Annotated in this window: 9 protein-coding genes; 4 read left to right on the top strand and 5 right to left on the bottom strand. The window is 61.5% G+C overall.

Annotation, left to right across the window (positions count from 1 at the left end):
- Window positions 1-36: 36 nt before the first annotated feature.
- Entirely contained in the window at window positions 37-1197 is a 1161-nt protein-coding gene (locus tag HDE72_RS25715; protein WP_183747989.1) for a YdcF family protein, read from the bottom strand.
- A 4-nt stretch (window positions 1198-1201) separates the two neighbouring features.
- On the bottom strand, window positions 1202-3748 hold the full coding sequence (locus HDE72_RS25710) for a TonB-dependent receptor (protein ID WP_183747986.1): 2547 nt from the start codon (window positions 3746-3748) through the stop codon (window positions 1202-1204).
- Window positions 3749-3902: 154 nt separating this feature from the next.
- Here HDE72_RS25710 and HDE72_RS25705 point away from each other — a divergent pair, with 154 nt between their 5' ends.
- The 4 genes from HDE72_RS25705 (at window position 3903) to HDE72_RS25690 (ending at window position 9413) form a co-directional block, all read left to right on the top strand.
- Complete coding sequence (locus tag HDE72_RS25705) at window positions 3903-5036, top strand: ROK family transcriptional regulator (protein ID WP_183747983.1); 1134 nt, start codon at window positions 3903-3905, stop codon at window positions 5034-5036.
- Window positions 5037-5372: 336 nt separating this feature from the next.
- Window positions 5373-5894 (top strand): sigma-70 family RNA polymerase sigma factor, encoded by a 522-nt coding sequence (locus HDE72_RS25700; RefSeq protein WP_183747980.1) that lies wholly within the window; start codon window positions 5373-5375, stop codon window positions 5892-5894.
- On the top strand, window positions 5891-6865 hold the full coding sequence (locus tag HDE72_RS25695) for a FecR domain-containing protein (protein WP_183747977.1): 975 nt from the start codon (window positions 5891-5893) through the stop codon (window positions 6863-6865). The genes HDE72_RS25700 and HDE72_RS25695 overlap by 4 nt, the downstream gene beginning before the upstream one ends.
- 79 nt (window positions 6866-6944) lie before the next feature.
- Complete coding sequence (locus tag HDE72_RS25690) at window positions 6945-9413, top strand: TonB-dependent siderophore receptor (protein ID WP_183747973.1); 2469 nt, start codon at window positions 6945-6947, stop codon at window positions 9411-9413.
- On the opposite strand, the gene alaC is transcribed toward HDE72_RS25690, so the two are convergent.
- From alaC to HDE72_RS25675, 3 genes are all read right to left on the bottom strand, one after another.
- Complete coding sequence (alaC, locus tag HDE72_RS25685) at window positions 9414-10616, bottom strand: alanine transaminase (RefSeq protein WP_183747970.1); 1203 nt, start codon at window positions 10614-10616, stop codon at window positions 9414-9416. It lies immediately after the preceding gene.
- Between the two features lie 114 nt (window positions 10617-10730).
- Window positions 10731-11771, bottom strand: coding sequence for an alpha/beta fold hydrolase (locus HDE72_RS25680; protein WP_260176937.1), 1041 nt, complete (start codon window positions 11769-11771; stop codon window positions 10731-10733).
- Window positions 11772-11792: 21 nt separating this feature from the next.
- Window positions 11793-12212 (bottom strand): organic hydroperoxide resistance protein, encoded by a 420-nt coding sequence (locus HDE72_RS25675; RefSeq protein WP_183747967.1) that lies wholly within the window; start codon window positions 12210-12212, stop codon window positions 11793-11795.
- Window positions 12213-12236: the final 24 nt, after the last annotated feature.

The raw sequence follows: 12236 nt of genomic DNA, 5'->3' as shown, positions 1-12236 counted from the left end.
CCCTTGCTTTTCACCACGATCTCATCGGAAACAGGCTTATGGATCGAGCGGATCTTTAGGATCCATGCGGGCCGAGGCGGCAGCAGGCCGGAACACCAGCTCCGTCGGCGAGATGCGCGCACCGATGGTTGCCGGCTGATAGCCGAGCTCTTGCAGGTTGCGCTGGTCGAACTCCGGGCTGCCGATGTAGCGGCTTTGGTCCACGTCGGTAATCACCAGGCCGTCACGGTCCAGCGGGGCGCCCAGCGCGATCAGCCTGCGCGTGGCATTGCGCAGATTGGTGGTCGTATGGCGCGCATATGGCTCGATGATGATGCGGTCGGCCGGTACGCCGTAACGCTCGATCAAGGCCTTGCGCATTTCCACCGCTTCCACGAAACGGCTGCCCTTGGGATGCACGGAGGCGCCGCTCATCATCACGAACGCCACGTCGCCTTGCGCAAAGCGCTGTGCCGCCAGGCGCACGCGCAACTTGCCGCGCGCACTCAGGGGCGTGGCCAGGTTTTCCGGTCCCATGCCCGGCACCACGATGGCCGTGTAGCGGTATTGGCGCCAATCCAGCGTTCTGGCGCGGGCCAGCGCGTCGGCATTGAACTTCGCTTCCAGCGGTTCGAACTCCACCGCTTCGCTGCGGTCATTGACGTCCAGCAAAGCCAGGCCGATTGCCAGGCTATGGTCCAGCGCCAATGCAGGCTCGTCCTCGCTGGCCTCGCCCAACAGTACCGCATCGGCAACGCTATCGTTGAACAGCTTGCTGCCGACTGCCTCCAGCGGACCGTCTATCTTCGGATAGCGCGGCGCCGCGCCCTGGCCATACACGGCGATGATGCTGTTCAAGCCACGCAGTTCGCGCGTCAGCTGGGCTGCCACGCCGTCGTCGGCCAGCGACACCTTGCGCCAGCTCGTCGCCGGGCGCTTGGCCGCCAGAGTCGACACTGTCGTTATCTCGGCGTCGCTCCAGCTGGCTGCGCGCAAGACGCAAGCGGCCTCATGCTGGCAAGCATCGAAACGCACACGGCGCCTGGCCAGCACGTCCTTCAAAGCTGGCGCAGCTTGCGCGGTGTCAGCGCCCAGGTCCAGCATGGCTGGGAACAGCTGATTGCCCAGCAGCGCCCAATGCGCATCACGCACGGGAGCAGCCTGTACAGCTTGCGCCATCGACAGCAAGGATGCTGCCACTAATAGTGCACGCTTCATCCCATCACCACGCTTTGCTCAGCACGATGCGGCCGCTGCGGCCAAATACGGGGCGGCCGTAAATCGCTTGCTGGGTGCCCTGGCCCGACAGGGTGTCGGTACGGGTATTGCCTTCGGTCAAACCTTTGGCATTCGTCAGATTGTCACCAACAATTTGCAATGTCCAGTCTCCTTGTGTCACCGTCACGCCAGCGCCGAAGGAGTGGTAGGCGGGCAGTTCGGTTGCGTTGAAAAAGTCGACATAACGCTTACCGGTGTAAGCGTAGCTGCCATAGACGTCAACTTGCTTGTCGCCTACATTGAAATTATAGCTGGGGCGGATATTGCCGAACACCTTGGGTTCACGAATGATCTGGTTGCCCACCACTTGCGATGGATCGGCGCCCACGCTGCTGACAAAGTTCTTGTATTGCGGATCTTGCAAGGTCAGCGAGCCATTCAGGTAGAAACGGTCCGTCATGAACCAGGCGCCATCGAATTCGGCGCCCTTGACGATGGCCTGGCCAAAGAAGGGCACGGTCTGGTCATTGCGCCCCGTGACCGGGTTAAACGCGGTAAACGAAGCGTTGAGCGGGTTGAACTTGGTGTAGAAACCCGTCACGTACAGGTAGGAGCGGCCTGCCTTGGCTTTCACGCCGACTTCATACTGGTCGGCCTTGGTGGTCAGCACCAGCGGATCGACGGTGGCGGCCACCTGCAGCGATGGCGGCACTTCCAGGTGCGAAACGCGGGCGTAGCCACCAAACTGTTCCGAGAAATCGTAGTTGGCGCCGGCGGTCCAGTTCTTGGTCGTGGTGTTATAGGTGTGGTCCTGGCGTGCCCCCGTAAAGGCGCGGGTGGTGTCGTCGGCCAGGGTGGTCGGGTCGCCCAGGTTGACCTGGTTGGTCAGCAGCGCATAACCGTTGTAGTGGTAGCGCTCGGCGCGCAAGCCGGCGTCAAGGCGCAGCCGGTCATTGACTTCCCAGGTGTCATTGACATAAAAAGCGCCCATCTTGGCGTCCGTGTCGCCCTGGTTCAGGGTCGACGTGTAATGCAGCACGCCCTTGTCCGTCACGGAACCGAGCATGGAACCATTGGCGGCATAAGCGATCAAATCAAGGGTGCGTGGCTGGCCAGCCACTTCGGTCAGCATGTCGTTGTAGACCGATTTGCTGGTCTGGCCGTAAGCACTGGTGTAGACGCCAAACTTGACGTCATGGTTACCCATCGCAGTCTGGAAGTTGCGCGTCAGGTTGATGTCGCTCTGGGCCGAGTAAAAGCTGGAGCTCGCTGCGCGGTACTGCCCTTGCACCACCAGCCCCGAAGCGCTGTTCGGATTATAGACTTGCGCGCCATTGGTGCCGGCTATTGCGTAACCGAAGTGATCGACCGGGCCGAATGCCGCCGTGGCCGCATTTTTAAAGCCGTTGGCAAACGCAGTGGCGTCGGCCGGGTTCGAGGTCGAATAATAGGCATCGAAATCCAATCGGCCCTGGGTATAGCCGCCCTTGGCCGACAGACGCCATTCGCCGATGTCGCCATCGAATTGCACGCCGACATTGCCAAACTGCAGATGGCGGCCATTGTCCAGGTCGCGGTGGTCGGTTTGCAGGTTGCCATTACCATCACGGTATTTTTGCGTGACGTTTTGCAGCGAGGGCGAATTCATGGTGCCATCGAAATAATTGATGTATTTATCGAGCGAAACGGACGGGTTGCGCGGATCCGCAATCGGTATCGGCAAGTAAAACTGGTTATGGTCGTTCAGGTAATTGACGCTCAATTTCAGCACGCCCGCATCGGTCACGCGCTTGATATTGGCGCGGATCTGGCCGCCACGGTCATTCGGGAAACCGTTGTCGCGATGGCCCTGGTCTTCGCGCAAAAAGCCGCCGATGGCGTAATAGGTGCGGTCGTCGATCTTGCCCGACTGCATCAGGTCGACACGGGCCAGGCCGGTGGTGCCCAGGGTCACTTGCGCCTTGCCACGGGTTTGTTCGCCACCCGTCACGGTAGTGCTGTTGACAATCGCCGCTGCCTGGCTGGCATAGATGGGCGCCGGACCGCCGCGCACCACTTCCAGGCGGTTGGTCATCAGGTCATAACGGTTCAGGCTATCGCCACGGAAGAAAAAGCCATTGATTTCGGTGAACAGCGGCAAGCCATCTTGCTGGAACAGCGCCAGGCCGTCGTCGGTCGGGATGCCGCGCACACGCGTGATGTTTTGCACTTCACCACCGGTCGCCTCGACCTGGATGCCGGGCAGCTTGCCCAGCAAATCCGCCATGTTTTGCGGCGCCAGCTTTTGCACCTCTTTTTGCGACAGCGCATTGACGGCATACGACACGTCAAAACGGCGCTGCGGACGCGCCGAGCCCGTCACCACCACTACCGAGGCATCGGACTGGTCCGACGCTGGCGCCGCAGCAGATGCTTCCTGCGCCACCACACCCTGCTGCTGTGCTGGCGCGCCAGCATCTTGCGTTGCCGTCTGAGCAAGAACGGGAGCAGCAATGGCGCATAACGCGACCAGGGCACAGCCTTGGGTACGCGTCGACTTTCTTTTAGACATGGTTTCCTCTGTAATAGTTGGTAGTGACAAGCAGTCAACGGCGATACTACTGACGGTATATGACAGCTTTATTTATTACTTGCGAAATAAATAAAAAATCAACTATTATGTCGCTTATACCCAACAACAACGATGGCGCGAGCCATGATCCCGCATGAATATTGGACGTTTGAACCTGAGTTCAGAGGCAAAACACTTGCTCTGGCATTTGCGCACCAGGGGGCCGACGGCCCGCACCGAGCTATCGCTGGCGATGGACGTCAGCAACTCGACGGTGACCAAGTTGTCGCATGAGTTATTGAATCTGGGCCTGGTCGAGGAACTGGTGTCGCCCGAGGCGCCACGCCGGGGACGCCCAACCATACCCTTGACGATTTCACCGGAAGGCGGCTACACGGTGGGCGCGACCATCCATAAAGGCGTGCTGGAAATTGCCCTTGTCGATTTTGCCGGCGGACTGATCTCGATGACCACCGAAACCATCGGCACGCCAGGCCCGGTGGAGTTTGCCCAGCTGCTCGACCAACGCATCATCGACCTGTCGGTCAAACACCGCTTGCTGGGCAAGCGTTTTCTCGGTGTCGGCATCGGCATCCCGGGCCCTGCCCTGGCGCGCGATGGCAAGCGCTGGCATGTGGTGACAGACTTGCCGGGCTGGCGCGACGTGCCGCTGCGTCAAATTCTGGACGATACCCTGGGCTTGCGCGTAATGCTGGAAAACGACGCCAATGCAGCGGCGCTGGCCGAATACTATCGTGGCGGCCCCGTGCGGCAATCGTCGACCGTGATCGTCATCCTGCTCGGTTATGGCGTGGGTGCGGGTGTGATTGAAGACGGACGCCTGCTGCGCGGCGGCTTGGGCAGCGCGGGCGAAATCGGCATCCTGTATACAAGCGACCGCCCGCGCCCAACCACGCTGGACTTGCTGGCCCTGCTGCGCGAGGCCGGCTGCGAAATCGATTCCGTGGCGGATTTCGATGAACAGACGCGCGCGTATGAAGACGTGATAGCGCGCTGGCTGGACCGGGCGGCCGAACAGCTGGAAGCGGCCTTGAACAGCGCCATCGCCTGGTTCGATCCGGCCGAGATCATGCTGTCGGGCTCTTTACCTTTCTCCCTGCTGACGCGCCTGTCAGACCGGCTGAACAACGGCCGCCTGATCCAGGGTGACCACCGTTCGGCCTGCGTGGTGCGGGTGTCCGAGCTGGGCCGCAGCTCAATCGCGCTGGGCGCCGCCCTGCTGCCTATTCATGCCCTGACGCATACGCTGGCTGGCAACCAATTCTAAGAAGCAAATCCAACAGGCAAAAAAAAGCCCGCTGCAGGAGCGGGCTGAATCTATTTCCTTGGAGGAGATAGAGGAGACAAGTGCAGTATGTCGCGTTGCAGCATATTGAACCACTTTATATTGGTGATGATAGAAATACGGTTGAATGATAATAAGGGCGTGCGGCCTAACTCAGTCCTGCTGCGCGGCAAACATCGCCGCGATGCTGCTCTGAGGCAGTGTCTGAACCACGCAACACTGTCTGTGGCGCGATTGACGCAATTGCAGCATTTTTGCGATAATGAGAATTATTCTCAATAAAGACCTCTCTGGATGGCAAGACATGCCTGTCTCCGGATGCCAGCGCCAGCCATCGTGACCATTGCCCTCACCGCCACCGATCCCATCACCGCAATCTACCAGCAGCACCACGGCTGGCTGCTGCGCTGGCTGCGCGGCAAGCTGCAATGCGCGGACCAGGCGGCCGACCTGGCGCACGATACCTTTGTGCGTCTGCTGACAAACACCCATCAGCCAGCGTTGCGCGAACCGCGCGCCTACCTGACGACGGTGGCGCAACGCCTGGTGATCGACCATTACCGCCGCCTGTCGCTGGAACAAGCGTGGCTGGACACCCTGGCCCACGTGCCGGAACTGACGGCCATGTCGCCCGAAGAGCGGCTCGATATCCTGCAAACCCTGCACCGCATCGACACCATGCTCGATGGCTTGCCCGCGCCCGTGCGCAGCGCCTTTTTGCTGTCGCACCTGGAAGGCTTGAGCCATGCCGAGATCGCCGCGCGCCTGGCGATCAGCGAGCGCACCGTGCACCGCTACCTGGTGCAGGCGATAGCCCGCTGCATATTGTTGATCGCATGACCGCAGGTGTGAATGTCGATCCGCGCGCCGCGCACGAAGCCGCTGCATGGCTGGTGCGGCTGCGCTCGCAAGACTGCGGCCCGCAGGAGCAGCAAGCCTGGCAAGCGTGGCGCAGCAGCGACCCGGCCCATGAAATAGCCTGGCAGCGTGCTGAAATGCTGTGCCACAGCCTGGGTTTGCTGCCACCGGCGGCCGGCATGCGCGTGCTGGACCGTCCAATAAGAAAAACGCGGCGCAGCACCGTCAAGACCCTGGCGGCGCTGATCGCGGCCGGTCCGCTGCTGTGGGGCGCGGATCACCTGGCCGGTGGCCCCGCATGGCGCGCCGATGTGCGCACGGCCAGGGGCGAAATCCGGCCCATGACGCTGGGCGATGGCACACGTATCGTGCTCAATACGGACACCGCCATCGATATCGCGTATGGCCGGCAAGAGCGGCTGATACGTTTGCGCAGCGGCGAAATCCATATCGAGACGGCGCCCGACACGGCATCCCCGCCGCGTCCTTTCCTGGTCCAGACGGAGCAAGGCCGCATCCGCGCCATCGGCACGCGTTTTAGCGTCAGGCACGATGACGCGCTGTTCCAGCCACGCACGCAGGTGGCCGTGATGCAGGGCGCGGTGGAAATCCGGCCCAAACATGGCGAACTGGCCGCGCGCATCCTGAAAGCTGGCGAACAAGCCAGTTTTAATCAAGACGCCATCTCGGCCAGGATGCCGCTGGCGCCCCACTTTGACGCCTGGTCCAAAGGCGTGCTGGTGGCCGACAACACGCCGCTGGGCGATCTGCTGGCGGAAATTGCGCGCTATCGCCACGGCGTGCTGTGCTGCGCGCCCGAACTGGCCAAGCTGCCCGTTTCCGGCACGTTTCAACTGAAAGATACAGACAATATTCTGCATCTGCTGCAACGCAGTCTGCCGATCCGCCTGCGCCAGCGCACGCGCTGGTGGATCACGATGGAGCCGGCCTGAAAATAATTTGTCCGGTTATCAGATCTGCTCCGTCATATCAGATAGAAGCAGAAAAATCTGCACCATCGAAAGGGAACCCATGGCATTGCAGCACTCTCCACAAAGACATCCAACCACCGTCGCCGTGCGCGCCGCGCTGGCCCTGCTGATCGGCGTTGGCTTCGCCACGGCCATCACGCCACAAGCCGCAGTGGCCGCCGAGAGCGCCGCCGCAAGCCAGCGCACTTACCAGATCGCGGCCGGCCCACTGAATGCCGCGCTGTCCACCTTCGCCATCGAAGCGGGCGTCAGCGTGGCGACCGCTTCGGCGCAAGTCAACGGTTTGCACAGCAAGGGCTTGCAAGGCCGCTACACCGTGTATGAAGGTTTCCAGAAACTGCTCGATGGCAGCGGCCTGGAAATCGTCGAAGAAGGCAATGGCAATTACAGCCTGCGCAAGGCTGGCGCGGAGACGGCGATGGCCACCATGCCGGGCGTGACCGTCAGCGCGCAGGCGGACAACAACAGCACCGAAGGGACCAGCTCCTACACCACGCGCGCCATGAGCACCGCCACCGGCCTGTCGCTGTCGCAGCGGCAGACGCCGCAAACGGTCAGCATCATTTCGCGCCAGCAGATGGATGATTTCGAACTCAGCAGCCTGCAAGACGTGGCCCAGGCCACGCCGGGCATTTACAGCAAGGGGCAAGCCGTATCGGACCAGGAGGCGACCTATTTTGCGCGCGGCTTTGCGCTGAGCCACGTCAACGTGGATGGCTTGCCGCTTGATGTCACGGGTTTTAACGAGCGCAATGTCTCGGCCGACATGATCATGTACGACCGGGTCGAAGTGGTGCGCGGCGCCACCGGCTTGCTCGAAGGCGCCGGCGCGCCATCGGGCAGCATCAACCTGGTGCGCAAGCGCCCTACCGCCACGCCGCTGCTGAACCTGTCGGCCGGCGCGGGCAGCTGGAACAAGCAGCAATTGACTGTGGACGCCAGCAACGCCCTGAACGACGCCGGCACCGTGCGTGGCCGGGTGGCTGGCAGCTGGCGCGACAGCGATAGCTACATCGATATCGTCAAGCACAAGGATGCCACCCTGTACGGCATCGTGGAAGCGGACCTGGCGCCCGACACCACCCTGGGCATCGGCTTTTCCGTGCAGCGCAGCCGCACCAATGGCCTGTTTGTCGGCTTGCCGACTTTTGCCGATGGCCGCCACATGGACTTGCCCCGTTCCAGCTTTTTCAACAATGCCGACTCCTTCCAGAACCGCGACAATAATGTGCTGTTCGCCGACCTGGAACAGCGCATGGAAGGCGGCTGGCGGGCCCGTTTCGCCGTCACGCATATCGACGCCACCTCGAACACGCGCAACACCACCAACAGCCGCATCGATGGCGAAGACTATCTGCTGAGCCAATCGGAAACGGGCTGGCATTACGGCACCAGGCAGCTGGTGGCCGACCTGCGCGCCAGCGGCCCTGTCAACTGGTTCGGACGCCAGCATGACCTCATCATCGGCAGCAGCTACCGCCATGACGACTCGCTGGCCTCGCAGGCGTGGGAAAACGATAGCGACCGCGTGATCGATATCCGCCACTGGAATCCGCGCGCGTTTGCCATGAATGGCCACGCCGCGCCCTTGTATGCCTGGGGCCGCAAGACCAGTGAAAAAGGCGTGTATGCCGCCGGTAATTTCAGCCTGGCCGCCCCTTTGCACCTGTTGCTGGGCGGGCGCTTCGGCTGGTATGCGCAAGATGTGACGGGCTGGTATGAAACGCCGCCGACCTGGAAACGCGGCCTGGAAGAAAGCGCCAAATTCACGCCTTACGCGGGCCTGGTCTACGACCTGGACCAGCGGCACTCGCTGTACGCCAGCGGCACGCAGATTTTCGAGCCGCAAAGCGCCATCGACGTGAAGGGCAATACCTTGCCACCACTGACCGGCACCAATTATGAAGTGGGAGTCAAAGGCGAATACTTTGGCGGCGCGCTCAATACCAGCGCGGCCCTGTTCCGCATCGAGCAAAACAACCGCGCCATGGCCGATGATCAAAACTGCCCGACGGGTGGAAAAATCAGCTGCTCGCGCGCGGCCGGCCAGGTGCGCAGCGAAGGAGTGGACTTGCAAGTATCGGGTTCGCCCCTGCCCGGCTGGCAGATATCGGCCGGCTATACCTATGTGATGGCGAAATACATCAAGGACAGCATCGCCAGCAATATCGGCCAGCGCATCGCCACCGATGAACCGAAACACTTGTTCAAGCTGTACACCAATTACCAGCTGGCCGGCGACCTGTCCAAATGGAACGTAGGCGGCGCCATCTACGCCCAGGACAAGATCTACCGCAGCGACACGGGCTTTTATACCAGCCAGGGCACTTACGCCCTGCTCGGCCTGACGGCCGGCTACCGGGTCAATGACAAGCTGCAGCTGCGGCTCAACGTCGACAACCTGCTCGACCGCCGCTACTACCAGGCGCTAGGCTATTCCTGGTCCGGCGGCCTGGAGCGTTACGGCGCTCCACGCAGCATCTTCTTGAGCCTGAACTACAAGATGTGATCAGGTGGCGGCAGGTTCGCGCAGCATCTGCTTGATGCCCCGCAGCGCCTGCCGCACGCGCGACTCATTTTCAATCAGGGCGAAGCGTACATATTCATCGCCGTACTCACCAAAACCGATGCCGGGCGAGACGCTCACCTTTGCTTTTTCCAGCAGCAGCTTGGCAAACTCCAGCGAACCCAGATGGCGATAGGCTTCCGGGATATGCGCCCAGATATACATGGACGCCTTCGGTTTTTCCACCATCCAGCCCGCCTCGTGCAAGCCTTTCACCAGCACGTCGCGGCGGCGCTGGTACTGGGCGCAAATCTCCGTCACGCAGCTTTGATCGCCTTCCAGCGCCGCGATCGCCGCCACCTGCACCGGCGTAAAACTGCCGTAATCGTGATAACTCTTGATACGCGCCAAAGCGGCCACCAGTTCCGCATTGCCGACCATGAAGCCGATGCGCCAGCCCGCCATATTGTAGCTCTTGGACATGGTGAAAAACTCCACGGCCACATCGCGCGCGCCAGGCACCTGCATGATGGACGGCGCCTTCCAGCCATCGTAGGTGATGTCGGCATACGCCAGGTCATGCACCACCAAAATATTATGCTGCCTGGCCAGTGCCACCACCCGCTCGAAAAACTCCAGCTCCACGCATTGCGCCGTCGGGTTCGAGGGGAAACCCAGCACCATCATCTTTGGTTTCGGATAGCTTTCGCGGATCGCCCGCTCCAGCTCCGCAAAAAAATCCACGCCCGGCCCCATGCGCACGGAACGGATATCGGCGCCTGCGATCACCGCGCCCCAGATATGGATGGGGTAACTGGGGTTGGGCACCAGCACCGTGTCGCCCCGGTCCAGCGTGGCCAGCATCAGATGCGCCAGGCCTTCTTTCGAACCGATGGTGACGATGGCTTCGCTATCCGGATCGATCTCGACTTCGTAGCGCTTCTTGTACCAATGCGCAATCGCGCGGCGCAAGCGGGGTATGCCCTTGGAGGCGGAATAGCCGTGCGTATCGGGCCGTTTCACGGTCTCGATCAGCTTGTCGACGATGTGGGACGGCGTGGCGCCATCCGGGTTCCCCATCGACATGTCGATGATGTCTTCGCCACGGCGGCGCGCGGCCATCTTGAGTTCGGCGGTGATATTGAAAACGTAAGGGGGAAGACGATTGATGCGCGAAAAGCTGCGCGGAGCTTGGCTGTCGGTCATGATATCTCGCTACGTAAGCGCCCGGATCCGTCCGAGCGACGTTGGCACAATGAGTGCGCCTGCAACGATACTACCGTGTCCTTGCAGGCGCTGGCAAGCGGGTTTTCAACTCCGTCAGTAACTATCGACTTCCACCACTGCCCTGGCAAATTCATGCGGCGCTTCCTGCGGCAGGTTGTGACCCACGCCTTTTAATACGCGGTGCGTGCGCTTGCCCGAGAGCTTGCTGGCGTAAGCCGTGCCATCCGACGCCGGCGCCACGCCATCCGCATCGCCATCGATGGTGATGGTCGGTACGCCGATCACGGGGCCGGCGGCCAGACGCTGTTCCAGCGCATCGTATTTCGGATCGCCCTTGGCCACGCTGAGGCGCCAGCGGTAGTTATGGATCACGATGCTGACGTAATCGGGATTGTCGAACGAGGCCGCGCTGCGCTCAAAAGTAGCATCGTCGAACTGCCAGCTCGGCGAATTGACTTTCCAGATCAACTTGGCAAATTCGCGCCGGTACTTTTCGTAGCCAGCCTGGCCCCGCTCTGTCGCAAAGTAAAACTGGTACCACCAGCCATGCTCCACTGTCGGCGCCAGGGGCAGCTGGTTGCGCTCCAGGTTGTTGATCAGATAGCCGTTGACCGAGACCATGGCCTTGCAGCGCTGCGGCCACAGCGCCGCAATAATATTGGCCGTACGCGCGCCCCAGTCATAGCCGGCCAGGATGGCTTTTTCGATCTGCAGGGCGTCCATCAGGGCGATGATATCGAGCGCCACCACCGATTGCTGCGCATTGCGGAACGTGCTGGCCGACAGGAAGCGCGTCGTGCCGTGACCGCGCAGATGGGGCACGATCACCCGGTAGCCCAGCGCCGCCAGCATGGGCGCGACTTCGGCATAGCTGTGGATATCGTAAGGCCAGCCGTGCAGCAGGATGACCGGTTTGCCGTCGCTTGGCCCCGCCTCGAAATACCCGGTATCGAGTTCGCCGGCCTGTATCTGCCTGATGGGCGCCAGCGCTGGCGCCGCTATCGTTCCAGCGCCAGCGGCCTGCGCCACCTGCATGAATGGCAGTTGGACCATCGACAGGCCGGCCATGGCGGCGGCCCCTGTCAACAGATGGCGGCGCTGATCGTTCATCGTTTCAGGCTGTTTCTTGAACATGGTTTTCTCCCGGCAGAAAAATCAGGCCAACAGCTGCAATGCCACGTTGATGTTACCGCGTGTCAGTTTAGAATACGGGCAGGTCTGGTGCGCGGCATCGACCAGGGCCCGGGCCACGTCACTCGCCAGGCCAGGCAGGTGGATACCGAGCCGCGCCTGCAGCAGATAAGCGTCGCCCGCCATGCCCAGATCCACTTCGGCATCGACGGATAAATCAGACGGCAGCGCGACTTTCATCTTCGCAGCCGCCTTGCCCAGCGCACCGATAAAGCAGGCCGACCAGCCAGCGGCGAACAGCTGTTCCGGATTGGTGCCCAGTCCTGCGCTGCCGGGCGAAGACAGCATGATATCGAGACGGCCATCGTCGCTGCGGGACAGGCCATCGCGCCCGCCCGTGGTGTGGGTTTTACCGGTGTACAGAACTTTATCGACTTGATGCATTGCGTGCTCCTCGCTGTTAAATAA

Source organism: Janthinobacterium saanense (assembly GCF_014200675.1).
GTDB lineage: Bacteria > Pseudomonadota > Gammaproteobacteria > Burkholderiales > Burkholderiaceae_D > Janthinobacterium.
The sequence above is the reverse complement of the archived record's forward strand: the minus strand, read 5'-3'. Positions and strand labels throughout refer to the sequence as shown.